The 23,770-nt window shown below is 47.1% G+C and carries 25 protein-coding genes and 1 pseudogene; 13 read left to right on the top strand and 13 right to left on the bottom strand.

The features are described from left to right. The first annotated feature begins 2 nt into the window (after positions 1-2). Positions 3-710 (top strand): DevA family ABC transporter ATP-binding protein, encoded by a 708-nt coding sequence (locus NDI42_RS00335; protein ID WP_190453945.1) that lies wholly within the window; start codon positions 3-5, stop codon positions 708-710. 10 nt (positions 711-720) lie between these two features. Here the strand turns inward: NDI42_RS00335 and NDI42_RS00330 are convergent, their stop codons facing one another. The 3 genes from NDI42_RS00330 to NDI42_RS00320 all read right to left on the bottom strand — a co-directional run bounded on the left by NDI42_RS00330 (position 721) and on the right by NDI42_RS00320 (position 3,166). After that, positions 721-843 carry a hypothetical protein gene (locus NDI42_RS00330; protein ID WP_348231347.1) on the bottom strand — a complete coding sequence of 41 codons (123 nt, stop codon included), beginning with the start codon at positions 841-843 and terminating at the stop codon, positions 721-723. 56 nt (positions 844-899) lie between these two features. After that, positions 900-2,030, bottom strand: coding sequence for a WD40 repeat domain-containing protein (locus NDI42_RS00325; protein WP_190453942.1), 1,131 nt, complete (start codon positions 2,028-2,030; stop codon positions 900-902). A 299-nt stretch (positions 2,031-2,329) separates the two neighbouring features. Further along, entirely contained in the window at positions 2,330-3,166 is an 837-nt protein-coding gene (locus NDI42_RS00320) for a hypothetical protein (protein ID WP_190453939.1), read from the bottom strand. A gap of 541 nt (positions 3,167-3,707) precedes the next feature. Between NDI42_RS00320 and NDI42_RS00315 the strand changes: the two genes are divergently transcribed. Next, positions 3,708-5,588: an ABC transporter ATP-binding protein gene (locus NDI42_RS00315; protein ID WP_199311098.1), complete on the top strand. Its 1,881-nt coding sequence runs from the start codon at positions 3,708-3,710 to the stop codon at positions 5,586-5,588. Positions 5,589-5,628: 40 nt separating this feature from the next. Here the strand turns inward: NDI42_RS00315 and NDI42_RS00310 are convergent, their stop codons facing one another. Continuing rightward, positions 5,629-6,534, bottom strand: coding sequence for a helix-turn-helix domain-containing protein (locus NDI42_RS00310; RefSeq protein ID WP_190453938.1), 906 nt, complete (start codon positions 6,532-6,534; stop codon positions 5,629-5,631). Positions 6,535-6,735: 201 nt separating this feature from the next. On the opposite strand from NDI42_RS00310, the gene NDI42_RS00305 reads away from it, so the two are divergent. From NDI42_RS00305 to NDI42_RS00295, 3 genes are read left to right on the top strand one after another with little or no spacing between them, the layout of a single operon-like run. Continuing rightward, positions 6,736-7,239: an MAPEG family protein gene (locus NDI42_RS00305; RefSeq protein WP_190453935.1), complete on the top strand. Its 504-nt coding sequence runs from the start codon at positions 6,736-6,738 to the stop codon at positions 7,237-7,239. Positions 7,240-7,273: 34 nt separating this feature from the next. Beyond that, on the top strand, positions 7,274-7,984 hold the full coding sequence (locus NDI42_RS00300) for a DUF4336 domain-containing protein (protein WP_190453932.1): 711 nt from the start codon (positions 7,274-7,276) through the stop codon (positions 7,982-7,984). A gap of 19 nt (positions 7,985-8,003) precedes the next feature. Further along, a complete protein-coding gene (locus NDI42_RS00295) occupies positions 8,004-8,669 on the top strand; it encodes an SDR family oxidoreductase (RefSeq protein ID WP_190453928.1) in 666 nt (221 codons plus the stop codon). A gap of 84 nt (positions 8,670-8,753) precedes the next feature. Here the strand turns inward: NDI42_RS00295 and NDI42_RS00290 are convergent, their stop codons facing one another. Continuing rightward, positions 8,754-9,035: a hypothetical protein gene (locus tag NDI42_RS00290; protein ID WP_190453925.1), complete on the bottom strand. Its 282-nt coding sequence runs from the start codon at positions 9,033-9,035 to the stop codon at positions 8,754-8,756. Between the two features lie 38 nt (positions 9,036-9,073). On the opposite strand from NDI42_RS00290, the gene NDI42_RS00285 reads away from it, so the two are divergent. The 3 genes from NDI42_RS00285 to NDI42_RS00275 all read left to right on the top strand — a co-directional run bounded on the left by NDI42_RS00285 (position 9,074) and on the right by NDI42_RS00275 (position 12,157). Further along, positions 9,074-10,192, top strand: a complete 1,119-nt coding sequence (locus NDI42_RS00285) for an AAA family ATPase (protein ID WP_190453923.1) — start codon at positions 9,074-9,076, stop codon at positions 10,190-10,192. Then, the gene (locus NDI42_RS00280) at positions 10,179-10,739 is read left to right on the top strand and encodes a hypothetical protein (RefSeq protein ID WP_190453920.1); all 561 of its coding nucleotides are present in this window, start codon (positions 10,179-10,181) and stop codon (positions 10,737-10,739) included. The genes NDI42_RS00285 and NDI42_RS00280 overlap by 14 nt, the downstream gene beginning before the upstream one ends. A 227-nt stretch (positions 10,740-10,966) precedes the next feature. Further along, positions 10,967-12,157 carry a GUN4 domain-containing protein gene (locus NDI42_RS00275; protein WP_190453917.1) on the top strand — a complete coding sequence of 397 codons (1,191 nt, stop codon included), beginning with the start codon at positions 10,967-10,969 and terminating at the stop codon, positions 12,155-12,157. Here NDI42_RS00275 and NDI42_RS00270 read toward each other — a convergent pair. Together NDI42_RS00270 and NDI42_RS00265 are read right to left on the bottom strand one after the other, a co-directional pair. After that, positions 12,135-12,755: an alpha-ketoglutarate-dependent dioxygenase AlkB family protein gene (locus tag NDI42_RS00270; RefSeq protein ID WP_190453914.1), complete on the bottom strand. Its 621-nt coding sequence runs from the start codon at positions 12,753-12,755 to the stop codon at positions 12,135-12,137. The genes NDI42_RS00275 and NDI42_RS00270 overlap by 23 nt on opposite strands. 52 nt (positions 12,756-12,807) lie before the next feature. Next, positions 12,808-12,984, bottom strand: a pseudogene (locus NDI42_RS00265) (TrpB-like pyridoxal phosphate-dependent enzyme); the annotation flags it as partial. On the opposite strand from NDI42_RS00265, the gene NDI42_RS00260 reads away from it, so the two are divergent. Next, positions 12,944-13,114 carry a hypothetical protein gene (locus tag NDI42_RS00260; RefSeq protein WP_348231355.1) on the top strand — a complete coding sequence of 57 codons (171 nt, stop codon included), beginning with the start codon at positions 12,944-12,946 and terminating at the stop codon, positions 13,112-13,114. The pseudogene NDI42_RS00265 and the gene NDI42_RS00260 overlap by 41 nt on opposite strands. Before the next feature lie 85 nt (positions 13,115-13,199). On the opposite strand, the gene NDI42_RS00255 is transcribed toward NDI42_RS00260, so the two are convergent. From NDI42_RS00255 to NDI42_RS00245, 3 genes are all read right to left on the bottom strand, one after another. Beyond that, entirely contained in the window at positions 13,200-14,126 is a 927-nt protein-coding gene (locus NDI42_RS00255) for a hypothetical protein (protein ID WP_190453911.1), read from the bottom strand. 154 nt (positions 14,127-14,280) lie between these two features. Continuing rightward, positions 14,281-14,460: a hypothetical protein gene (locus NDI42_RS00250; RefSeq protein ID WP_190453908.1), complete on the bottom strand. Its 180-nt coding sequence runs from the start codon at positions 14,458-14,460 to the stop codon at positions 14,281-14,283. Further along, positions 14,460-18,104, bottom strand: coding sequence for a CHAT domain-containing protein (locus NDI42_RS00245; protein ID WP_190453904.1), 3,645 nt, complete (start codon positions 18,102-18,104; stop codon positions 14,460-14,462). Before NDI42_RS00245 ends, NDI42_RS00250 begins: the two co-directional genes overlap by 1 nt. Positions 18,105-18,294: 190 nt before the next feature. On the opposite strand from NDI42_RS00245, the gene NDI42_RS00240 reads away from it, so the two are divergent. The 3 genes from NDI42_RS00240 to NDI42_RS00230 all read left to right on the top strand — a co-directional run bounded on the left by NDI42_RS00240 (position 18,295) and on the right by NDI42_RS00230 (position 21,090). Further along, a complete protein-coding gene (locus NDI42_RS00240) occupies positions 18,295-18,891 on the top strand; it encodes a Uma2 family endonuclease (RefSeq protein ID WP_190453901.1) in 597 nt (198 codons plus the stop codon). Positions 18,892-18,912: 21 nt separating this feature from the next. Continuing rightward, a complete protein-coding gene (locus tag NDI42_RS00235; RefSeq protein ID WP_199311096.1) occupies positions 18,913-19,746 on the top strand; it encodes an aldo/keto reductase in 834 nt (277 codons plus the stop codon). 99 nt (positions 19,747-19,845) lie between these two features. Next, positions 19,846-21,090, top strand: coding sequence for a family 1 glycosylhydrolase (locus NDI42_RS00230; RefSeq protein ID WP_190453897.1), 1,245 nt, complete (start codon positions 19,846-19,848; stop codon positions 21,088-21,090). 101 nt (positions 21,091-21,191) lie between these two features. On the opposite strand, the gene NDI42_RS00225 is transcribed toward NDI42_RS00230, so the two are convergent. Both NDI42_RS00225 and arfB read right to left on the bottom strand, forming a co-directional pair. Beyond that, positions 21,192-21,929, bottom strand: coding sequence for a class I SAM-dependent methyltransferase (locus NDI42_RS00225; RefSeq protein WP_190453894.1), 738 nt, complete (start codon positions 21,927-21,929; stop codon positions 21,192-21,194). Next, positions 21,922-22,338 carry an alternative ribosome rescue aminoacyl-tRNA hydrolase ArfB gene (gene arfB / locus NDI42_RS00220; RefSeq protein WP_190453891.1) on the bottom strand — a complete coding sequence of 139 codons (417 nt, stop codon included), beginning with the start codon at positions 22,336-22,338 and terminating at the stop codon, positions 21,922-21,924. Before arfB ends, NDI42_RS00225 begins: the two co-directional genes overlap by 8 nt. Before the next feature lie 204 nt (positions 22,339-22,542). On the opposite strand from arfB, the gene NDI42_RS00215 reads away from it, so the two are divergent. After that, the gene (locus tag NDI42_RS00215; protein ID WP_190453889.1) at positions 22,543-23,292 is read left to right on the top strand and encodes a L,D-transpeptidase; all 750 of its coding nucleotides are present in this window, start codon (positions 22,543-22,545) and stop codon (positions 23,290-23,292) included. Between the two features lie 183 nt (positions 23,293-23,475). On the opposite strand, the gene NDI42_RS29060 is transcribed toward NDI42_RS00215, so the two are convergent. Next, positions 23,476-23,724 (bottom strand): peptide chain release factor-like protein, encoded by a 249-nt coding sequence (locus NDI42_RS29060; protein ID WP_190453886.1) that lies wholly within the window; start codon positions 23,722-23,724, stop codon positions 23,476-23,478. Positions 23,725-23,770: the final 46 nt, after the last annotated feature.

Here is a 23,770-nt window from a genome sequence, read left to right as displayed (position 1 = left end):
TTATGTCTCTTCAACCTGTCATCTCTATTCACAACCTCGATCACTACTTTGGTCAAGGTCAACTCCGCAAACAAGTTTTATTTGACATCAGTTTAGAAATTAAAGCTGGTGAGATTATCATCATGACCGGGCCTTCTGGTTCCGGCAAAACCACACTGCTAACTTTAGTTGGTGGATTGCGATCTGCCCAATCGGGTAGTCTCAAGGTGTTAGGACAAGAACTCTGTGGTGCAAATCCAACAGCACTGGTACAAGCGCGACGGCACAATGGTTATATCTTTCAGGCACACAACTTGCACGGTAGCTTAACGGCACTCCAGAACGTCAAGATGGGCTTAGAGTTGCACAGGGATATTTCTCTGCACCAGATGCGCCAGCGCTCAGCCGAAATGCTAGAACAGGTAGGATTGGGAAATCGGATCAATTACTATCCCGCCGATCTATCGGGTGGGCAAAAGCAGCGAGTAGCGATCGCCCGCGCCTTGGTAAGCCATCCTAAACTAATTCTTGCTGATGAACCGACTGCTGCTCTCGATAGCAAATCCGGTCGTGAAGTCGTTAGCCTGATGCAAACACTGGCAAAAGAACAAGGTTGCACAATTCTACTGGTCACTCATGACAACCGCATTTTAGATATTGCCGATCGCATTGTTCACATGGAAGATGGACACTTAATAAGTGATACTGCCAAGGTTGCAGCGGTCACTTAGAAATTATTTGTTACGATATTGGGCGATCGCCTTTACGGATGTCGGGCAACTGCCAGCCGGTTAGATCTACACGCCAGGGAACTTCCCTTTGTGCATCCACAATCTGGAGATTTGCATTTACGAACAAAGACACCGTTTTGATGAATTTCTCTTACGACGCTAACTTATCAAAATGCGATCGCCACTGCTTCAAAAAGACCCGCGCAAAACACTGATTCCAAAAGTGGACAAAACACCCCCAGAACCGATGGCAATCTTTTTGCCATCCGGGCTAAAGGCAATGCTGGTTGAGTATATGCGACCAACGTGTTGGTCGTTAATGGAAGGCTCAAACAAGGTTTTAACTAACGTTCCAGTCCGCAAATTCCACAATTTGACTGAATGATCCCAAGCAGCCGTAACCAGCTTCTGCCCATCCTGGCTAATTGAAATGGAAGCGGAACCTCCAGGTAATGTGTGGAGAAGCTGCTTTGTTCTCAGGTTCCATATCTTGATGGAATCTGCAACACTGACAAGCGTCTGCCCATCGGGAGCGATCGCAATGGAACTAATTGGGCTAGTCTGTCCTTCGAGAGTACCCAGCAGTTTTCCCGTCTTGATATCCCATAGCTGAATGCTGGTGTCCTTACTGGTATTTTGATCCACACTCTCTCCACCACCAGTCGCAAGCAGCTGACCGTTTGGGCTGAGGGCAATCGCCAGAATCGGCGTTGATTGGGGATTGATGGTCTGTAGGCGTTTGCCTGTTTTCAGGTTCCACACCAACACTTTCTTGTCATTACTAGCACTGACTAAAGTTTGCCCATCGGCACTAATTTCAAGGTGATTGACTGGTTGTGAATGACCGTTCAAGGTGCGGAGAAGTTTATTAGTTTTCAGGTTCCACACCTTAATCGTTTTGCCATTAGCCTGTGCCTTATGGTCAACAGTCACCAAGGTTTGGGCATCGGGAGTAATTGCAACAACACCTGCGGCATATACGTTTTCATTCAGGGTACGCAGCAGCTTACCTGTCTTGAGGTTCCACAGCTTGATTGCCTTACCAGCGCTATGGCTGACCAGGATTTGACTATTCGGATTGAAGGCCAGGAAAGTAACATCGTATTGATGCCCGCTTAAATTGTAGATTTGCTCAAAGTCTTTTTTGGAGTTAGAGGCTGTTGGTGTTGTTGAGTTGGGTTGGATTGAGGATTGGGCTGTTGATGGGAGTTTAGCGATCGCTTCGAGCGCTGCGCTCCGCGCAATCGCGCCAGTGGCAATTGTTGCCATAACAGCCAGAGCGATTGCGTTTTTCCAAGACAACTGGTTGAGATTTTTCATATAGATAGGTATGTAGCTCTAGTAGGACAACAACTCTATTACTAGCCGATACAATCCAATAAGACGGCAGTTGTATCCGCCAATGTTTCTGTCATAACAGTTACAACAACCCGACCTTAACAAAGTTATGTGCTGCACATCACCCAGTTTATTCACCTAATTGATTGATGCTTTTTTGAACTGGCAGGAGTGAATTATGTGGCGTTGCTGAATACGGGTATGATTTCCTAAAATTTAGAACGAGCCTTCGAGGTTCTAGCGATAGCTTTATACCTGCACTCAGCAACGCCATTTCCTCTTTAAGGAGTTCTCAAAAGTTGATTGCATCGCTCTAGTACCATCAGCTCAATCTCAGGTAGTACTTCTTGAAGATAGTCATGCTTTGTACCTGCATATTGCATGAGCTTGAAATCGGCTTTAATTTTGTGTAGGAAATCTATAACTTTTTCAGGCGGTATGGCATCTATGACATACCAATATATACTTTTTAGTAACGGGTATAGCTCGGTTCGGTGTTGAAATTGATAAAGTGACAGATTATAGAAAGATTTTTCGGAGGTGTTTACAAAAATGCACGCTGTGACTCTGCTAAAAACAGTTTTCACATTGATATCCGTATTAGGTTCAGCCGCTCTAACGAAATGAGTAACTACGCAATAACCTTGCAAATCTCTTTGATAAGACACCACATTTTCAGATATACCTGATGTTCCTTGTGCGATGTACGCTCTGACCTGTTCTCCAGAACATCCGCGTAGCTGCTTTCCAAGGCTATCAATATATAAACCATCTTTATCTCTGAATTCCATTTTACTCCAAAACATTGGAGAGTTGTAATCACGCTCTATCCTTCCCATATGTAACTTACTACAGTAATGATTTTGGTCGTTTAATAATATTTTGAAGTGAAACTTATTATTTTCTTTATCAAAAAATATCGAAGTTCCTTTTAAGAAAGATAAATTGAAATCCGAAAATAAACTTTCTGCAATTTCATGATGAGAAAATCCAGCCATGTATGTAATGAAGTTACTTTCAATTTCAGAGAATCCTTGTCTAGCTGAAAGCACTTTCCTAAGTAATTCGATAGTCGGTTTTCTACACTGGGTGACTACCTCTGCAAATTTCTCATTCACAGTCTTGTACCTTATCTAAATGTTTCAACAAGTATATAATGTCTTGATACAGAGGATAGAAACAATTCAATCATAACTGGGTTGGAATTATCGGTGTTACTGAATGTAGATATGAAGCGAGCGCTGGAACATCGAAGGCTCGTTCTAAATTTTGGAAAATCATTCCCATATTCAGCAACGTCAATTATGTAAGCTTCAATTGCACCTTGCAGCGAACTAAAGTTCCGGCTCAAAGCTCAAACCCGTTAAAACGGGTTGAAATGGTCAAGGGGTCAACACATCAGTCAGTTCTACCACCCATCGCTTGGGCAACAAGACAAACCCCTTACGCTCTTTTTGTCGCAGCACCACCAGCTTGATAACTTTTAATTAACTTCTTACACCTAACTACAAAAATGTCCTGTTGATCAGGGGATATTACAGAGGTTCGATTGAGGATTTTTGGACAGGAGTGAAAACCCAAAGTAGATTCCTGACCTCCCCAGTCCTCTGACATCACCCAATTGGTGCATTGTCCTGCTTAGAGTCACCCAGCACATTCATGACTTTTCCACTCAAAGCACGTTTAAAAACCCCTAAAAATTCACCAAAAATGGTGGTGCCTTCAATCAACCAACATTGGTTGCTGCGGATCGTCCTCCGGTCTATTTCCTACTTCCGCAAGGACTTCTGGCTGATCGTCACGCTCTTATTTTTGATCGGGGCATCGGTGCTTTTCAACCTTCTCAACGCTTGGCCTATGGCGATTCTAGTTGATACGGTTCTCTCACCAACCCCGAAACCCAACTGGGTTCATACGCTGTTTCTTGCCCCGTTCGGCGAAGGCAAGCTGAACCGAATTTTCGGAATGGCGTTCGTCGCGACGATCATCAGGATCATGAGCGATACCGTCTTCATGCTTCGTAAGATGTTGAACTACCGCATCCAGTACAACGGCACCTTGCGGGTTCGCACCGAATTATACGACAAAATGCAGGCGCTGAGTCTAGGCTGGCACGGTTCGCGATCGCAAGGTGACGCAATCTATCGGTTGAGCTACGACAGCCTCGGCCCTTGGGGGGTGATCGATACGCTCATCGGCTCTACCGCCGCATCGGTGACGCTGACGGCGATGATCTGGATCATGCTGTCGCGCCACGTCCTTCTCACTGTGTTCGCACTTTCATTCACGCCGCTTCTGCTACTGGCGAATTGGTACTTCGAGGGAAGGATTAGGCGTCGAGCGTTTGAGTCGAAGCAGACCGATGCAGTCATGACCTCAACCATGCAGCAAGCGATAGAGTTGATTGGACTGATCCAGTCTTTCCGTCGAGAAGCGACAGAGTCGCGGCGCTTCGCACGGATGGTCGATCGCAGCGTCGGTGCCGCCATGCGACTCCATTGGCAGGAGAACCTCTATCCGCTCGCGGTTCAGGTAGTCTTTGCTCTGGGAAGCGGGGTAATCTTCGGCTATGGCGGGTATCTGGTCTATCGCGACCAGTTTTTGCGCCAGGTGCCGAACGGCCTGACCCTCGGCGATCTGATCGTATTCTTGGCGTACCTTAATCAGTTCTGGGACCCAATCGGTTGGGTGTTGGGGTTCACTACCAAGATCCAGACGTTTGTAGCTTCATGCGATCGCGTCTTTACAATCATTGACGAGCCGCCTGCCATAACCGACGAGCCTGACGCGCGATCGTTTCCCGTCCATCCCCGCACTCTAACCCTTGCCGACGTAAGCTTTGAGTACATCTCTGAGCGACCCGTGTTACGGGAAATCGATGCGACTATCGAACCGGGTCAGATGGTGGCGTTTTTGGGGCCTAGCGGGACGGGAAAAAGCACGCTGCTCAACCTCTTGCCACGCTTCTACGACCCGACACACGGGAGCGTTCAACTCGACGGTTTCGACATCCGCACGCTTAAGGTTGCCGATGTCCGCAAACACATGGCGCTGGTGACGCAAGGCAGCCCACTTTTCCCCGGAACGATTGCGGAGAATATTGCCTACGGCTGCGCGGACGCGACCTTGAACGAGATTCGGGAGGCGGCGGTGGAATCCGGGGCGGCTGAGTTCATCGAAGCCTTGCCGGATCAGTACGATACCCTACTTAGTGAGGGCGGACAAAACCTATCGGGCGGACAACGGCAGCGTCTAGCGATCGCGCGGGCGCTAGCTACTAAGGCTCCAATACTCATCCTCGACGAACCGACGAGTTCGCTGGATTTGAAGCACGAGCAGTGGGTAATAGAAACCCTCCAGCGTCTGCGTCGCAAAAGAACGATTATCTTAGTGACGCACCGACTCGAAACCGCCGTAGACTGCGATCGCATTTTTGTCATGCAAGAGGGCGAGGTCGTCGAGGAAGGCACCCATGACGAACTTCTGTCCCAACAAGGACTTTACTTCCGAATGCTGGGCTACAAGCCATCCTCGACCTAACGACCCTATACAGCCGCCGTCATCAGTAATGCTGGCATTGTCAGAGAATGGGTAGCTGTAGCCCCTTCTCCTGTTGGTAACGTCTTGGGGTTGTCTGCAACATTCTCCGAAACACGCTGGTCATGTGACTCTGGTTGCCAAATCCCGCTTCCACTGCAACTTCAGCTAGCCTGCGGGTTGGGTCATGCAAAAGTTTCTGGGCATATTTCAACCGACACCGCAGGACGTATTGATAGGGTGACAGCCCCGTGGCTGCTTTGAATGCCCGTGCAAAATGGTACGGGCTAAACCCCGCCGCCGCAGCAATATGGCTCAGGTTCAATTCCTGTGACAGGTGTGCCTGGATATATTCCAGGCTAGTTTTTAATAGCTTGGGTGACAAAAATTCTGGCGGACGTTTGAATTGTCTAGCGCGATTCGATCTCCGGTAGATCATTTGACCTAGGACTGCCGTTGCCACGGATTCTAGGTAGAACGCACCACCAACCTGTCCGCTGTTAAAAAACTCCTGTATCGCGATCGCTGTACTTAAACCCCAATGCGTCTTTGGAATCTGCCCCGGCAGTAACTCAACTCTTTGCTCATCTGCCGCTGTGCGCGACAGGAACGCTTGCGAATACGCAAACACCACAAAACAGGAGGCATCTTCGACAGAACGGTAAGTGCTGCCTTGAGGCACAATATCAAATCCTCCCGGCAGGGCTTCGTAAGGTCGCAGGCGATCGCTATCAAAGGCAGCAACTCCACGAGTTACGCCAAAACTGGTGACTACCAGATGAAGTGGCGATCGCAGATTCACTTCCAGATGTCCCGGTGGGATGATTGCCACCATCATCTCTGGCGTTTCCAGCCAATGTCCCCATTGCGGTAAGGTTTCCATCGGTGGCTGGTCGAGGGGAATTTTGCGATCGCTTGGGTTGAACAGAAACTCTTGCAAGAGATTCATAGGCAGGGGCGATGGATCATTGAATTGCTACTCAGATACCCGGCTTCTTCAAGAAGCCTGCTATCTAGATCCAATTTCGGTGACATTCGCTCAAAATTGATTGTCCCAAAAAGCTGATGGCGATATTCCGCAAGAATTTAAAAGACTGCGATCGCCAACATCAAATAACCTCAGTACCAGAATTGCGATTGTTGAGTATCAATGTCTGCACTGATTCCGATTTCAACCTTCTTCATTGGCTGTCACGGGTTACTGGCTCTAGGTTTGTCCTATCGGGTGGCGATGGAACGTACCCGGACTCGCATTTGGCATGGTGCGACCCCCGCAGAAATTGCCTCACAGCCCAATTACTTGAAGCATCCCAACGCCTGGGCAGCATTTGTAGAGAAACTGACGCAACAGTCCGTTGCCAGGAAAGAGGTGGATGATGGCGTGTTACAACGGACAATCCGGGCGCATGGCAATTTCACCGAGTACGTACCCCTCGGCTTATTATTTCTGATTGCCTTGGAGTGGATGCAAGCGGCATCTGGGCTGCTGTGGCTGCTGGGTGCAACGCTGATTCTGGCGCGGATTGCTCATGCTTGGGGATTAATCCAAACCTATGGGCCGTCACCAGGACGGGCGATTGGCTTTTTCGGCACCTGGTTAGTTTATATCGTCGGCAGTTTGGCGTGTCTCTACTACAGCGTGCGGCAATTCTAATCCTTCACCCACCGAATCTAATTGAATCATCACAATGCTGAGAGCTATTGATACCGACATTTGGGTTGCTGAACAACCGCTGAAATATTTTGGGTTAGAAGTTGGGACGAGAATGACGGTGATTCGTCTGAACGATGACAGATTAATGGTCATCTCGCCAATTCGCATTGATGAGGTACTGATTCATCAATTGAATCAATTAGGAGACGTTGGTTACATCGTTGTTCCCAATTTGTATCATCACTTGTTCGTCGCCCAGTTCAAGCAGATTTATCCTGATGCAGAACTTTGGGCAACACCGGGTTTAGAACAGAAGCGCCCCGATTTAGTGATTGACCGGATTCTTAGCGATCGCACCAGCCAGCTTTTTGATGGCGTTGAAGCTGCAATGGTTACAGGGTTCAACACACTGGATATCAAAGGATACTCTCCTCTGAATGAATGGGTTTTCTTCCATCCCAAAAGTCGCACTTTGATTGTGACCGACCTGGCATTTCATTTTGATGGAAACAGTTCGCTCACCGCACAGTTAGTTGCCAAACTGCTCGGTGGCTACCAGCAACTTCGTCCATCATTACTGGAAAAAATCGCAACTCAGGAGAAAGACCAGGTAAAGCAGTCCATTCAACAGATTCTCACCTGGGATTTTGACCGAGCGATCGTGGCACACGGCAGCATTATAGAACACGATGGTAAGCGACAGTTTCAGGTAGGCTATGAGTGGTTTCTAGGAACGTCTCTCTAATCAAGACATTGGAGTTCGCATGGCAACTTATCTGGTTACGGGTGCTAATCGCGGCATTGGTTATGAATACTGCCGTCAACTGCAAGCGCGGGGCGATCGCGTTATTGCCGTCTGTCGCAGTGCTTCTGAGGAGTTGAAGCAGCTAGGGGTGCAGGTTGAGGAAGGGGTTGATATTACCTCAGAGGCTTCGGTTGCTTCTTTACGCGATCGCCTGGGTGATACCACCATTGATGTCCTGATTAACAATGCGGGAATTATCAAGCGTGTCACCCTTGAAGACTTAGATTTTGAGAGCATTCGAGAGCAGTTTGAGGTAAATGCTCTGGGGCCTTTACGTGTCACTCACGCGCTATTGCCACTTCTCAAAGCCGGCTCCAAAATCGCCTTGATGACAAGTCGGATGGGGTCAATTGCAGATAATACCTCTGGCAGTTCCTATGGCTACCGGATGTCGAAGGTGGCGTTGTCGATGGCTGGCAAGTCGCTATCTCTCGATCTCAAACCTCGTGCGATCGCGGTGGCAATTCTGCATCCAGGCTTAGTTCAAACCCGCATGACGAATTTTACATCTGGTGGCATTACGCCGGAGGAGTCGGTGAAGGGGTTGTTGGCGAGGATTGATGAGTTGACACTGGAAAATACAGGTACTTTTTGGCACGCTAATGGTGAGGTGCTGCCCTGGTAATGTGTCTTTGCTTCTAGATCACGGGTTTGTCGCGATCGGTTTCTTTTTCTCAAGCAGGGAATTATAGCGATCGCTTCTGGTATGCTATGCGATCGCTCTCCCTTCATCAACAATGCGATCGCCCAAATGCTCAAAGAAAGTTCTCAGCAGATGGAAGCGATCGCAATCTAGGAAAAATCTAACCAAGTGTTTGACTGCCTCATTGCACCTGTAGCGATCGCACTTGTTTAGTGTTGGGTAAGTGCGATCGCTCCCACCTTTCCTACGAGAAGCTGGGTGAACGTTCCCCAAGTCCACTTGATACCCCACTTGCGGTTCAAGTTGATTACTCTGTCGATTAGGATGGATTGAGGAGAAAAGAATCAAACACCTTTGTCTATAGTAGTTTTTACTGAGAAAAATTGATGCTGAAACGTATATATATTGATAATTTTCGCTGCCTAGTTAATTTTGAACTTAATGTTGACGCCATTAATTTATTTCTAGGTTCTAACGGAGCAGGTAAATCCACTGTTTTTGAAGTATTGCAGAAAATTCAGGCATTTGTCAGTGGTGATAGTAAGGTCGAGGGAATTTTCAAATCTGTGGACTGCACCCGCTGGCAAACCTCCCAAATTCAACGTTTTGAGCTAGAGATTTTAGGTAATGGCGGCAGCTACAAATATGAGTTGGGTATTGGTCCATATCGGGATAAAATTCGCGTTGAGTACGAGCGTCTGTGGTTTGATAATCGGCTTTTACTGAAATTTGAGTTAGGTAGCGTTGAACTCTATCGAGACGATCATTCCGAGGGATCGAAATACTCGTTTGATTGGTCTCAGTCTATGCTGCCATCTTTAATGCCGATAAGGGATAACACAAAGTTAACTTGGTTTAGAGAACGGATGGCACGATTTATCATCGTGCGAATCATTCCCAGTTTGATGGTTGATGAGAGTAACCAGGAAGAAATGCGTTTGGTCAGTAAGGCAGAAAATTTTGTTTCTTGGTATCGCTACCTTTCTGAAGATCAAGGCAAGGTCGCTGAAATTGGAAATATTTTAAGAAATGTACTGGATGGCTTCACAAACTTTAGATTTGAGCGAGTAAGCGAACAAAACTTGGTGCTAAAACTACGTTTTTCAGGAGGAGCAGCGACCACAAAACCGATTGAATATCGCCTGGGAGAATTGTCCGATGGACAAAAAACGTTAGTTGCTTTGTACACACTTATTCATGGTACCAAATCCGAAGACTATACCTTGTGCATTGATGAACCTGAAAACTTCTTAGCATTGCCAGAAATTCAACCCTGGCTTATTGAGCTTTACGATTTTTGTAGCGAAAGAAAACTTCAAACGTTACTAATTTCTCACCATCCTGAATTAATTAATTACCTTTTGGCTTCACCAATCGGCTATTGGTTTGAGCGTCAAAGCAATGCCCCTGTCCGAGTAAAACGAATTAGTAGTGAAGTAGCTGAAAATTCTGGACTACCCGTTTCAGAACTCATTGCACGGGGCTGGTTGAATGAGCCAGCATAGAGTCCAGATTGTCATCCTCTGTGAAGATAGACAGCAGGAGGTTTTTGCTCGTTATTTCTTAAAAAAACGAGGTTTTGCAGGTCGATTCCGAGCTGAAATCTGTCCTCCAGGTAGCCAATCTGGGGAACAGTATGTACGCACTCAGTATCCGGCGGAAGTAAAAGCATATCGCCAAAATAAAAACCGTGTATCGATTGGATTAGTCGTGTTGATTGATGCAGATACTGACACATCGCAGGAACGACTCAATCAGTTAGCTCACGCCCTCAGCGAAGATTCCCAGGAAAATCGTCAACCAGATGAAGCGATCGCAGTATTTGTACCTAAACGCAATATTGAAACCTGGATACACTACTTGCAGGAAGAACCTGTAAACGAGGAAGATACCTATTCAAAATTTCTGAAAAATGAAGCTTCTTGCAAGCCCTATGTTGAGAAACTGGCAGATCAATGCCGTTCTCAAAACTTACCAGAAGATGCACCAGAATCACTTCAGGCAGCTTGTGGAGAATTACAGCGGCTATTACCACTTCTTTTGGAGCAATGAGTCTTAACTGGAGTGCGCTCGCTCTTCTTCTCAACCACTATTGTCAGGCGCGATCACGCTTGTATGCGATGTTGTGCGCTCGTCAAAACGGCGTATTTGCTTGCTGATGCTGGGGAAAGCGGGTCGCTATGCCTTTGTATCTCAAACTGAAACAAAGTAACCGATTCAATCGCAAACTTGCCAGACTGGAGACGACATCAAGATCGAAGAATACTTAATCTAGCGATATGAAGCGCTCTATTGTAGTTGGGTTACTAACATTTCTGGCTATTGGCTGTAGCAGCAATCTTCCAACATCATCCACTCAATCTCCCACGCCTGAGGCAATTGCCGCCAAACCTGCTCCCAACGCCTCAATGCAAAGTCGGGATGTGTTTTACCTGAGCGATCGCTTTGGGTTTCGCTTCGTTTCCCCAAAGGGCTATGTGATTACGCCTACCAGTACGACTCAATCGACGAAGCCAAGCCCCCCGCTAGAAGTTCTAGAGGTTTGGCAGCAGCAAGATTTTGTGAACCGGGAGAGTCTACCTGAAACCCCTCCGATCATCAGCATTAGCATCTACGACAACTCTAAGCGGTTGCCCCTGACAAGCTGGAAAGGCGAATTGAGCCAGAATGACGATCGCCCCCTCACCGTTGCTGGACAGAAAGCGATCGCCTACACTTCCACTGGACTCTACGAGTCTGATAATGTGCTGTTCAGCAGTCCTGATGGTCGCTATGTATTTCGCCTACAAGGAGCCTACCTGCAAAAGAACGATTCTATCCGACAGGTATATCAGGACATCGTTAAAAGCGTTACCTTCGATGCGATCGCAAGCACTTCTCCTAACAAATGGCGCATCAACTACAGCCGCCTCAAAAGCCTTTTGGCAGCAGGTGACTGGCGGGGTGCGGATGTCGAGACTCGCGCCATTTTTCAGCGATTGCAGAAACTACAAGGACAGGGTGCGGACTTACTCTATGGCAGCAAAACCCTGCTCAATCGCTTTCCCTGTGAGGATTTTCGTAGCATAGACACCCTCTGGTCGCAAGCCAGTAAGGGACGCTTTGGGTACAGCGCTCAAAAGCGTATCTGGCAGCAGACTGCCTCTCAGACGAAAAATCCGAAAGCACGAGTTGAAAAGTTTGGTCAGGCAGTGGGATGGTACAGATCCCAACCATTACCGGAAAACAATCCTTTTGGGGTCGTGTTAGCTGGAACCAAATGGCGGTTGGATTCGGAACTAAACTCTACTGCTACGGCACCAATCGGACAGTTTCCTTGGGGGGGGATTTCCTCTAACTTATTGAGTGACATTCTCAGCGAACCTGGTTGTGGCAGTTGTACCACAGATGCCATTTATCTTGCTAGCGATCGCTATTACGACTATGTGCCTGCTTTATTTACTAAGCTCAATCAGTGTCAAGTTCGCTAGTTAGGCGAACTGACAAGTCAATGACTCGAAAGGTCAAATTAATCCGGGGAGGAACCGGACGTTTAGTTTTCGGAATTTGATGCTGCCAGTAATGTTGCGTTGTCCCCTGCATCAACAAGAAACTACCAGAAGTTAACTCCAGTTGATGCTTCAAGCCTTTTCCGGCTCGGTGCCGCAGTATGAACCGCCGTGTTCCTCCCAAACTCAGAGAACCAATGACCGGATTTTGCCCTAGCTCCGGTTCATCATCGCTGTGCCAGCCCATACTGTCGTTGCCATCTCGGTAGAGATTGAGCAGCACACTGTTGAACACGACACCAGAAACGGCTTCAGCCTTTGCCTTGAGGTCAAGTAATGTGCCTGTCCAGGGAGAAGGGTGCATCGTGATACCAGAGTAAGTGTAGGATGTACCAGGATCGCCATACCAAGCCGTCAGTCTCGGTTGAGGCATTGAGCGCCCGTAGATGGTAATCCAGTCCTGTCGCCAGTCAATCGTTTCAGTCAGTTGTGTGAGCAAGCGATCGCTTTCCTGCCCATCCAGCAGAGACGGGTAGAACACGATATCTGCGTCAGGCAGTTGCAGAGGGACACTGAGCATAACACAAACACAACCACAACTGAGGACGGCAAGAAATCAGCTCTCCAGAACCCTAACCGACAACAGGTAATCCTGCCAGAGCGATCGCGACTTCCTCTGCACTGTACTCAGTATCTACCAGTTTTCCGGTCTGATAGTTCATGTACGCCTGCATATCAAAGTGTCCATGACCGCCAAGGTTAAACAAAATGACCTTATTTTCTCCCGACTCTTTGCACATTCGGGGTTCCAGAGAAAGTAGCGGCTTTCTTGAGTTGAGGTTTCTATTGTCGCCCACTCCACAAAGCGGACGCTATGCGATCACTCCTCTGAGCAAAACCTTGGGCATGGAAGTGTTATGGTTCACTGAACAACAGTGAGGTATTCTCCCCTCGTGTTCTAAAAGGTGAAGGGGCGTAAGCGCTAGCTTTAGTTTTTACGAAGCATACTAGCAGTTCTGTTCATTTAACTTGCCTCATAGCGACTGATGCCAAAGGCGATGTAATTGTAGGGAATCAACTGGTCGCGGCTGTAGTCTTTAACGATTTGTCCTGTGCTGGTGTCGTAAATCCAATCGCTCCAATCCCAGACACGGGTAAGTGTTTCGGGAATTTGCACAGCGATGTAAACTCCCTCTGCTAAACGAGCACCCATCGGATTGTTGCTGAAATCCAGACCAATATGGATATCTTGCACGGGAACGTTCTTGCGACGATTGGCAATTGCCTTAGTGAACCCAATCGCCATTTCCGACAGAGGCTTGATCGCAGGTTGTACAGTGGTTGCCAATTGCAACCCAGTTTTGAATACATCGGACTCTAGAAACTGAATAGCGGCTTCATCTTCTTCGTTTTTGACGTTGACGGTGAAGCACTTAAAGATCAACCCATTGTTGCCAACATTCAATCCCAGGAAGATGGGGTAGTTAAGCAGGGCAGCACGTTCGCCTTCTCGGACTCGATAGGTGCTGTTGAAGTGTAGATGTTCCGTAGTGTCAGGAAGTTGGTTCTGAGCGTAGAAGTCAAACAAAATTTGATGGGTGCCACTACCAGGGTAATCGGCAACCCGTAAAGCGTTGAGGGTAATTTTGATGCGATCACTTTTCAGGGTGAGGTTAGGAGCGATATTGCTGGCAGACTGAATCGGTAAGTCGTGGCTATTGGGAGGAGCAGGTGCAAGATAGCCAAGTGTGTGAGCCGTGTGCTGCCAGGGTTTATCGTGGAAAGGCCAAGAACTTCTTGCACTAAAGTTAGCGATGTTAGGATCTACATCTTCCTCTAAAACTTCAGCAGTAACTTCATCTCCAATTTCCCTGAGTTTTGCAGCAGCCTGTAAATGAGGAAGATGACCTAAAACAGGTTGGTCATCAAACCAAAGAGCAGTGTCCATCATGCAGTAAAGATTTGAGAGTTTAAGAGATTGATCATACTCAATTGTGATCGCTTTTCACGGTGAGGTCAGGAGCGATATTGCTGGCAGATTGAATCGATAAGTCGTGACTGTTGGGAGGAGCAGGGGCAAGATAGCCAAGCGTGTGAGGCGTGTGCTACCAGGGTTTATCGCCTAGAAGAGACCAGGCAGCATAAGTTTGCGGAACATCTTTCTCAGCAGATTCTAGAACCTCAGCATCAGCAATTTCACCAAGCTCACGTAGCTTAGTTGCAGCCTGTCCAGGAGCTAACTGCCCAAGCGTAGGCAAATTGTCGAACCATAGAGATGATGTCATTAGCTTAATCCTGATCTTTCAAGTAACTTCTGCTCAAGGTTTGAAATCAAATCTTTTGTTGGTTGTATCTTTTCGTTTATTCCACAAGTTTCTACAGTCCTTAGTGCAGCTTGTGCATAGAAAAGAGCATCATCATATCTTTCTGCCCGTGCAAGAGTGATAGCAGCGCTATAACGCGCTTGAGCTGCTTTGTAAAAGTTTCCGATTTCTTCACTGTAGCGAATTGCTTGTTGATAATACGATAAAGCTAACTCAAATTCGACTGCATCGCTGTATGTATCTCCAAGACCTATAGATGCCTCAACCAAGTCTGCTACAGCATTGGAAGGCAAAGACTTAAGTGCTTTGTGATAAAACTCTATTCCTAGATTTAGTTCTCGAAGCAGGGCTTTCTCCTCTCCAAAAGGCCGCGCTTTTTCGAAACGCTCATGACACACCTTACCAAATAGAATTGCGCTTTTCCCTTTTCCAAGGAAATCATTTTCACCATATAGTTGAAAAGCTTTTAAGAGCCACTCTTGGGCTTCTGTATAATTCTGAATTTCAGATATATCTTTATATGCTTGAGCCAAATTGTGTGCAACCACAGCTTCAGCAGTTCTATTACTGATCTTTTGATAAAGTGATACAGCTTCTTCAAAATAGCCAACACATTCAGGGTTATTTTGCGAACGAAAAATTACACCTATACCTTCAATTGATACAGCCAGGTTCCTAATATCGATTTTTTGGGTCTCATCCAACTCTTCCGGCGACAGATTTATAATTGTCTGAGTTTGCTTTCGATTCCACTCGACTTTTTTCTGTTGGAGTTGTTTTGCTTCTTCCATTCGCCCATGATGAAGTAGAAGTTTGAAGTAATGGTGAGTGAGCCTATCCCACTCCTCTTCTAAATTTAATATTGGTTCTCTAGTTTTAGAATCAACAAAATAGGGAAGTAATTTTACTGTAAGGCTCTCTTCTTGGCTTCTATCACCTATATGTTCATAGAGTGCAAATAGACCTCTCGCTACATCATTCAACTCTTTTTTCCAGTTATTAACTATCGCTAATTTTAAGGCATACAGCAAGTTTAATTCCTCAGCAATTAGAAAAGCAGCCACATCTCGATTCCCATCAAAGTAAAGGTTGTGATAGCCTGTCCCCCAGTCTCCTATTGCTCTTACAAATGCATAAGTGGCAGATAGTCTAGTTTCCTTAAGTGCGTAAAGCTGTCTAAATAAGCGATTGAAATACCAAGGTAAAGCTGGATGAATCCAATAAAAATCCACTTCGATTTCTTGGAGAAACCCAATTTCAGTTGCACGCTTCAGTATTGATATAGCTGTACGATAAAATTCTTCAAAGTCTGCAACTTTTGGAGTTCTCCATTCATTATCAGGATAACCGATCGTAGAAAATACAAAAGCAGTAACAAACCCTTGAAAGAAAGATAGTAAAGCGAGTCTCTCTTTCTCCTTTAGGGTAAAGTTATGTTCAAATCCGTAGCTCAAAGATGCACTTAGAGATTTAGCTCGCCCGTCGCTCTCGTCATCATCCAATTCAGCTTCACCAGATTGCAAGTCAGCAACAAATTTTTCAATTTGCTCTTTGCTTCTATATCCATTACGCAGTGCTTGACCAACTACTACCGTAATCGTCAACGGATTTCCTTGTGTGTATCTCAGCAACGGTCGCCAATCCTCTACATTTGTTAGACGGTGCCCATGTTTCTTTGCTAACGCTCGTGCGAATTGCACCCGTTCTTGCATAGGCATTGGTAGCACTTGCACTCGCACAGGTAAATCGCCTAACCATCCTCGTTCATCGCGTCGAGAAGTCAGCAAAAATTTAGCTTTAGTGTCTCGCGCATCTCGAAGAAAGTCTGCCAGTTCCTGCTGCTCGGCTTCGCTCCAGCGTTGAGTCTCGCCATCAGGAAATCCTGCAACAGGTTCCACATTGTCCCAAATCCATAGCACCGGAACTTGGGATAGCACCTGCAACGCAACAGCCCTTTGCTGTTCATCACTCAATGCCAGCCACTGAATTCCAGATCGTTCCAAATCGCGCTCAAAAACCTGACCGAGCTTATCCAGCACCCTTGATAACGGCAGATATCGCTGAAACGACGTGAACAATACGTATCCCTGTTTTCCAGCCTCAAGCAATCCACCTGTTAATGCATACCAACGACCAAACTCAGCCGCCGTGCTGGTCTTTCCGCTTCCAGCAAACGCATGGAGTAATATGATCGCATGATGGTCAAATGCTCGGTCAATTGCCAACAACGTCTCATCCCGTCCAAAGAATCCAGCATCTGGAGCTTTGGGTAGTTGAGCATCCAACATTCCAGTTACAGGGAGAGCATCATTCTCATGCAATTGGATTGTTAGCTTTTGCGAGTGAACAGGTGCTGGGAAAAGGGTGATCGCAGCTGCCTCATACACCACAGGAACCAGCCAGTCTTGCAATGCCACAGGTTTGTAGGCAACTTCTCGCTGAGGTTGATCCTTGAGTTGTTTCCGTCCTGAGGTTACAGCCTCGCCTAACGTCTGCCCCTGCACCAGCGATGCATACAGATCCGCCACAAACTGAGCGGCTGTCATCACATAAAGGTTGTAACGCATGGCAACCACACCAGCTACCCCTGCATCCATCACTTCCTGCGCCAATGAACCAAATGATCGCACCGGTGAATGGGCATCACCTATCTGATCTGAAGTTGCACCCTCGATTTGTGTTGGAGCATCCTGTGCCTCAGCATGACCTGAGCGACAGGCATTCAGCACTAAAACTGGGACATCCGTCTCTACCAGCAGTTGCCCTAAATCTGAACCACTGACAAACTCAACATTCTCGTCAGCCATCCCATTTTCAAATGCCAGGTAGCCGTGCATCCCCGGACGACGATCCGCAAAAAATAGCGGATTTTTGTTTAGCGTCAGTTGACTACTATCCTGGTAAACTCCATGTCCATCGAAGTGAACGACATGATACGGTTTGCCTTGCGCCTTCGCCTGCCGTAGAACACGGCTGAGTTGCTCGAAGGTCGGTGGACGCAAAACATCTAACTGAAACCCATCAGTTCTGGTGCCAAGTCCCTTAATCAACCGACTAGCAACAGAACGAAATGGCACATCGTCCCTACCTTGAGGACGACAAATCACCAGTAGAATCCGAATGGTATCTCCATTAGTTTGAGGCAGTCGTGGACGTTGAGCAGGTTGCGAATAGCTACGAACAAACGCAGGCGATCGCAACGCCAGACAAGCATCGGTTTTGGGATCGCGCAACAATTCCCAGGGAATCGCTGTTGCCTGGGCAATATCCGTCAGAATTTCCACACGAGTATGATTCAAGTTCTGACGCAGGGTTGCCCACAGATCACGAGCATCATCATTCGCCTGAAAAATTTCTTTAAATAGCTCAACTCCGATCTCCGCCATCCGTCTCTCTACCTTTGCTGCAATCTGAGGGGCAGGGTCGGAGAGATACTGGAGATAATCCTCCAAATACCAACGGATGTTTTCCTGCTCCTGCTGAGTCAGCTTGAACTGGAAACGTACTGTCGCCGTTTGTCTCGAACCATCACCCTTCAAGGCAACTTCAACCCGATAGTAGGCTGGTTGACTATCTGCGTGTTGGGTAAGGCGAAGCGTGAGCATAGACTATCTTGCAGGGTTTTATCCAAGATAGCTCAAGTACTTTGAAGGCAAGGAATTTTAAGGATAGCGATCGGTCTCTAATACCAGGCTCCTTCTGATTTAATAAACCCATACTATAAAAGAAGTTACGTTAAAGCGATCGCCATCCAAACCCAATCACTCCTAATCTGGAAACAGACCAGAGACTCTTATGACCACGGCAACGATAGCAACACCCCAAAGGGAAGAACCCCTCCTGTTTGAGGGATTGACCTGGAGAGAGTTCAAAGCAGTTGAGCAATTGTTAGACCGTCCAGGATATCGGCTTTCCTTCCTGGATGGAGTACTGGAGATTCGACGGATGCCAGGAGAACCCCACGAAACAATAAAGGAGAGGATCGGCGCATTGTTGGAGCTTTACCTGCTTATGGCAGAGTTTGACTTCACCCCAACTGGCTCCATGACCCTAGGAAGTGAAGGGGGTGCCGTCAAGCGAGAGGCAGATAAATCCTATAAACTTGCCCCTGGTCGAGTGCGTCCCGATCTGGCTATCGAAGTGGTGTTTACCAGTGGCGGCATTAACAAACTGGAGACATACAAGCGGCTGAAGATTCCTGAAGTGTGGTTCTGGGAAGACGGAGTGCTAGAGATTTATCACCTGCGGGGAGAGGGCAACACTCTGGACTACGAAAAGATTTCCAATAGTGAGGAAATCAAAGGGATCGATGTGGATTTGTTGTTACGTTGCATCAATATGGTGAATCACGTTGATGCTATCAAGACCTTTCAACAGACGCTCCAGAAATAGCTTGAATGGATGAAAACTGCTATGCGAACACTTAAACTACCCTCTGGACAATTAATTCCGATTCTTGGTATGGGCACCTGGCAGATGGGGGAAAATGCCAGGAATCGCCAAAGCGAAATTGATGCCTTACGCCACGGACTCGATCTGGGTCTAACTCTGATTGACACTGCCGAAATGTATGGCGAAGGCGGTGCAGAGGAAGTAATCGCAGAAGCGATCGCAAGTCGTCGTGCATCCGTTTTTTTAGTCAGCAAAGTTTATCCGCACAACGCCTCCAAGCAAGGTGCGATCGCTGCGTGCGAACGAAGTTTGAAACGGTTGAAAACTGACTATCTTGACCTTTACCTATTGCACTGGCGCGGTTCTGTTCCATTAGCAGAAACTCTCGAAGCATTTCAGACGCTTCAACAAGCCGGGAAAATTCGCAGCTATGGGGTGAGTAATTTTGATGTCGAGGATATGGAGGAAGCCAGCCAGATGGAGGACGGAAACGCGATCGCGACCAATCAAGTCCTCTATAACCTAATGCGACGGGGAATTGAGTGGAATTTATTGCCCTGGTGCCGGCAACGAAGCATCCCAATTATGGCGTATTCCCCAATTGAGCAAGGTCGTTTGCTGAACAATGGAACACTCAAGGCGATCGCTCAAGAACGAGAAGTTACTGCGGCTCAAGTAGCGATCGCCTGGTTGTTGCATCAGGAGAATGTAATTGTTATTCCCAAATCCAGCCGCATTGACCATGTAGAGCAAAATTATGCTGCCCTGGATTTGAAATTGAGTGCTGATGAATTGGCTTCCTTAGATGCCGCCTTCCCACCGCCCACTAAACCTGTTTCCTTAGAAATGCTGTAAACACTTCTCTAAGGAACTCAACGGATTTATCTCGCGTTGGATAGTGTTTCAAATGAGCAAAAGTGCCTACCATGACGAGTAAACTTACAGAGCAAACGCATGGCTCAACGACCTGGAATCTTCCCTACTTTCTTCATTTCTGGCTTTGAGTGTTCGACATTTCTCTGGAAAGACAAGGGACGGCGAAATCTGATTGCAGAGACACAGCACGGTCGTCACGCACAGGAAGACTACAACATCTTGCGATCGCTGGGGATTGATGTGGCGCGGGAAGGGATTCCCTGGCCCCTAGTCGATCGTAATGGCGGCTACGACTTCTCTAGCATTGACCCGATGATCGAAGCAATGCAGCAGACGCAGATCGTTCCCATCTGGGATCTCTGCCACTACGGGTATCCAGACGATCTCGATCCATTTAGTAATGAGTTTAGCGATCGCTTTGCCCGTTACTGTCGCGCAGCAGCTGAGTATACGATCTCCCGCTTACCTGGCCCCTATTTTTTCACCCCGATTAATGAAATTACCTTTTTCTCTTTCTGCGGTGGAGAATGGGGCTGGGTGGCTCCGTATAAAACCACAAAAGAAGACCGTTTTCGCTTTCGTCTAGCCTTGTGTAAGGCAGCGATCGCAGGTGTTAAGGCAATTCGAGAAGTGGAACCCTCCGCCAGGATGATCCAGATCGATCCCTTGGTTCAGGTGGTCGCACCGCGCGATCGCCCGGATCAAATCGAGGCAGCACATCACGAAACCTATGTAGATACGTTTTTAGCGTGGGATATTCTCTATGGGAAAGAGCATCCCGAACTCGGCGGTTCCCCAGAAATTCTCGATATCGTTGGCGCAAATCACTATTCTTTCGGTCAGATGGAATACCGGGAACAAGGCCCCCATCAGGCGCTAGAACCCCACGACGATCGCATCAAACCGCTCCATGACTTAATGCAGTGGGTGTGGGAACGTTATCGCAGACCGATGATCGTTGGCGAAACCAGTGGGATGGAAGCAGGCAGAGATGAGTGGCTAAAGGACGTAGTAGAAGAGTCTCTAGCAGCGGTTAATTCTGGGATGGATTTGCATGGCATTTGTTTATTCCCTGCTGTTGATATGCCGGATTGGCATACCGGAAAGTGGCTGCACAACGGGATTTACGATTTAGTGGAGGAAGGGGATAATCTAAAGCGGGTGCCTTGCGAACCATACATTGCAGAGCTACGACGCTGGCAGAAGGAATTCAATCGGGTCACGACACTTGATGATGACCCCTTGAGCGATCCAGTAGAACTGCAAGATGTGATTGATGCGGCTAAACGATTGCAGCCAGAACCCGACCGCAATTGGCATTAAAGATTCAATCCAGCACGCTCATTCATCCGTAACCTTCCCTCGCATCGACTTAATCTGCGATCGCTTAAAGTCTTGATGGCTGCCGGAACAACCGGGAACAGTCAAGGGTTGTTCATAGACTTTCTGGCAATCAATGCAGCATGGGCGTTGGGTAAAGCAAACTGACCATAACAACGCTGAATTTCGACTTGGTAGCCCACTTGTTGCAACATCGTGGCAATTTCTGCTGCTGCATATAGTTGCTGGCGATGAACCTCGTCATCTCGACGATAATCGTTTCCTACTTGCCGAAAGGTAATGATTCGCCGAGTCAGGATGTGCCGATCTGGGTCTTCCTGTTTTTCCACCAAAACAATCCAATCTTCGCCTTCGGTAAAGCTTTTGACTGGAGTTGCAGAAGTCAGCTGTCCGGGTTCTGCAATATCAAAGATAAAAACGCCTCCCGGTGCGAGAGCATCATAGATGCGTTGAAACACTTGGATAAGTGTTTGGTGGTCGGGGTCAAACAGGTAGTTAAAACATTCACTAATCGAAATCACCGCATTACAGTCAGGAATTTCAACCTTGAACAACGAGCCTAGCTGAAATTCAGCCATAGGAACTCGACAACGGGCAATCTCAATCATGTCAGCTGAGATATCAACTCCCAATACTTGGTAGCCTGCCCTAACCAACTCCTCAGCTGACAAACCACTACCACACCCCAAATCTACAACCAGTCCATCCTGAATGCCATGCTGTTTGAGAGTTGCCAGAATTCCTGGCATTGCTTGCAGAACATAACTCCTGAAGCCGACATCGTGAATATAAGCAAGGTCTTTTCTGTACCACTCACTCATCCGTAACCTTCCCTCGCATCGACTTAACGTGCGATCGCTTAGTTTTACTATCCAAACGCTTTCTTTGAGAACTCCGAGTTGGTTTGCTCTTTTTGCGGAGTTTGACGACGGCGATCGCACTCTTAATCAAGTCTTGCAGTCGTTGCAATGCTTCTTCCCGATTTTGCTCCTGGCTGCGGTGTTCTTGAGCCTTGATGACAATTACCCCATCTTTGGTAATGCGCTGGTCGGAAAGCTTCAACAGCCGCTCTTTGTAGCGTTCAGGTAGTGAGGAAGCCACAATGTCAAAGCGCAGGTGAATGGCGGTTGCTACCTTATTCACGTTTTGCCCGCCAGCACCTTGCGATCGCACCGCACTCATCTCAATCTCATGCTCTGGGATACTCACGGTGTTAGAAATTTGCAGCATGATTGATTCGGTTGACTATAAACAGTGCAGCATTGCACGGAAATGTTTGCCCGGTTTCGCTCTATTGGTGCTGATTCCAGCATAAAGTAGTAGCTTCGCCTCTAGCTCCCTCTCTAGCTGCAATATCAAACACGGCGTAGAACAACTTACAGGGTCTCCCTTATATTATGAGAATTAGTTGAGCAAGCCTCAGTTAGGTTAGTTGTGTTCAGAACATCTCGTCTCATCTCAAACTGGATCTTAGTTGCAGTACTACCAATAGCCCTATGCGCTTGTACATCATCTGATGCTGTCGTTCCAACTCCAAAAAAAGCAACTGAAGCCAAGCCACAATTCTCCCCAGCATCCGTAAAAAATGCTGATAAACTCAACAGCATTCAAGAAGAACGTTACTCGCTGCTCATTCATCGAGTAGACAAGCGCTTAGAGGTACTCAATAACCAAAGCGTTCCGATTTACAAGGCAAGTATTGGTATTGGTAAGGGCGGACTCAAAGACAAACAAAATATGAATGACTTTGTTACCCCCACAGGCGAGATGAGCGTAGACTTGATTCTCTACAAAAAGTCTGAGTACAACCAGATTGCCCAAGATAACGTTAAGCGTTTTGTCAAGGTTACTCAATATCGCAGCTTAGTTAACCCTCGGCAAGGATTAGCTCAGCTATTCAAGAACATGAATTCTCTTGATTTTGATGGGAACGGTAGCCCAGACAGAGCCTATGGAAATGGCTATATCGGACTCACTTCAACGACAAGCATCACGGGTCCCAAGATGAGTACATTTCAGGGAACGCCCTACTGGTTCTCAATCGCACTTCATGGTACACCCAATCCGGAGAATATTGGTCAAGCTAACTCAGGTGGCTGCATCCATCTCGACTCAAACACATTGCAGCAGTTGATTGAGAAGGGTTGGGTGAAGTTAGGTACCACAGTAACGATTGTTGATTAATGTATTGACGTGGTTGTGTTTTCTGCAATCGGGGTAATGCTCTTTGTTCCCAAATCAAGCTGAGTATAAGTAGAAGCACTTAATTATTTGTAGGATGGGTAGAGCGGTAGCGAAACCCATCAAAGCCTTGACCGTGTTGGGTTTCGTGCCTCAACCCAACCTACATTACTGAGTATAAACAAGCTAGTTTTCCGCTAAAGTTGCCCTTTTCTCACTTATTATTCGTGCCTTTGTACAGTTAGCTTTTGCAATTGGCACCGCACTCCGCACCTTTACATCTGAAGATTTGGCAGAAGTTTGTATTGATTGGCTGCAACTACGCTCAGAAGTTGCCACCTTGTTGACGTTTTGCCCTCCTGCCCCTTGAGAGCGGACTGCACTCATCTCAATCTCATACTCTGGAATACTTACGGTATTAGAAATTTGTAGCATAATTTAACAATTGCCCAGAGATGAGTCACACCAGTATTTGAGTAAA

Source organism: Funiculus sociatus GB2-C1 (genome assembly GCF_039962115.1).
Taxonomy (GTDB): domain Bacteria; phylum Cyanobacteriota; class Cyanobacteriia; order Cyanobacteriales; family FACHB-T130; genus Funiculus; species Funiculus sociatus.
This window is presented reverse-complemented; position numbering and strand designations above follow the sequence as displayed.

Bases quoted from the DNA above. Each gene is read 5' to 3' on its own strand.
- NDI42_RS00310 (WP_190453938.1), bottom strand. From the start codon at position 6,534: ATGAATCTCTTGCAAGAGTTTCTGTTCAACCCAAGCGATCGCAAAATT.
- NDI42_RS00240 (WP_190453901.1), top strand. From the start codon at position 18,295: ATGACCACGGCAACGATAGCAACACCCCAAAGGGAAGAACCCCTCCTG.
- NDI42_RS00225 (WP_190453894.1), bottom strand. From the start codon at position 21,929: ATGAGTGAGTGGTACAGAAAAGACCTTGCTTATATTCACGATGTCGGC.
- NDI42_RS00260 (WP_348231355.1), top strand. From the start codon at position 12,944: ATGACCTTATTTTCTCCCGACTCTTTGCACATTCGGGGTTCCAGAGAA.
- NDI42_RS00285 (WP_190453923.1), top strand. From the start codon at position 9,074: ATGCTGAAACGTATATATATTGATAATTTTCGCTGCCTAGTTAATTTT.
- NDI42_RS00275 (WP_190453917.1), top strand. From the start codon at position 10,967: ATGAAGCGCTCTATTGTAGTTGGGTTACTAACATTTCTGGCTATTGGC.
- NDI42_RS00255 (WP_190453911.1), bottom strand. From the start codon at position 14,126: ATGATGGACACTGCTCTTTGGTTTGATGACCAACCTGTTTTAGGTCAT.
- NDI42_RS00280 (WP_190453920.1), top strand. From the start codon at position 10,179: ATGAGCCAGCATAGAGTCCAGATTGTCATCCTCTGTGAAGATAGACAG.
- NDI42_RS00270 (WP_190453914.1), bottom strand. From the start codon at position 12,755: ATGCTCAGTGTCCCTCTGCAACTGCCTGACGCAGATATCGTGTTCTAC.
- NDI42_RS00230 (WP_190453897.1), top strand. From the start codon at position 19,846: ATGGCTCAACGACCTGGAATCTTCCCTACTTTCTTCATTTCTGGCTTT.
- NDI42_RS00315 (WP_199311098.1), top strand. From the start codon at position 3,708: ATGACTTTTCCACTCAAAGCACGTTTAAAAACCCCTAAAAATTCACCA.
- NDI42_RS00305 (WP_190453935.1), top strand. From the start codon at position 6,736: ATGTCTGCACTGATTCCGATTTCAACCTTCTTCATTGGCTGTCACGGG.
- NDI42_RS00335 (WP_190453945.1), top strand. From the start codon at position 3: ATGTCTCTTCAACCTGTCATCTCTATTCACAACCTCGATCACTACTTT.
- NDI42_RS00300 (WP_190453932.1), top strand. From the start codon at position 7,274: ATGCTGAGAGCTATTGATACCGACATTTGGGTTGCTGAACAACCGCTG.
- arfB (WP_190453891.1), bottom strand. From the start codon at position 22,338: ATGCTGCAAATTTCTAACACCGTGAGTATCCCAGAGCATGAGATTGAG.
- NDI42_RS00245 (WP_190453904.1), bottom strand. From the start codon at position 18,104: ATGCTCACGCTTCGCCTTACCCAACACGCAGATAGTCAACCAGCCTAC.
- NDI42_RS29060 (WP_190453886.1), bottom strand. From the start codon at position 23,724: ATGCTACAAATTTCTAATACCGTAAGTATTCCAGAGTATGAGATTGAG.
- NDI42_RS00250 (WP_190453908.1), bottom strand. From the start codon at position 14,460: ATGACATCATCTCTATGGTTCGACAATTTGCCTACGCTTGGGCAGTTA.
- NDI42_RS00235 (WP_199311096.1), top strand. From the start codon at position 18,913: ATGCGAACACTTAAACTACCCTCTGGACAATTAATTCCGATTCTTGGT.
- NDI42_RS00325 (WP_190453942.1), bottom strand. From the start codon at position 2,030: ATGAAAAATCTCAACCAGTTGTCTTGGAAAAACGCAATCGCTCTGGCT.
- NDI42_RS00295 (WP_190453928.1), top strand. From the start codon at position 8,004: ATGGCAACTTATCTGGTTACGGGTGCTAATCGCGGCATTGGTTATGAA.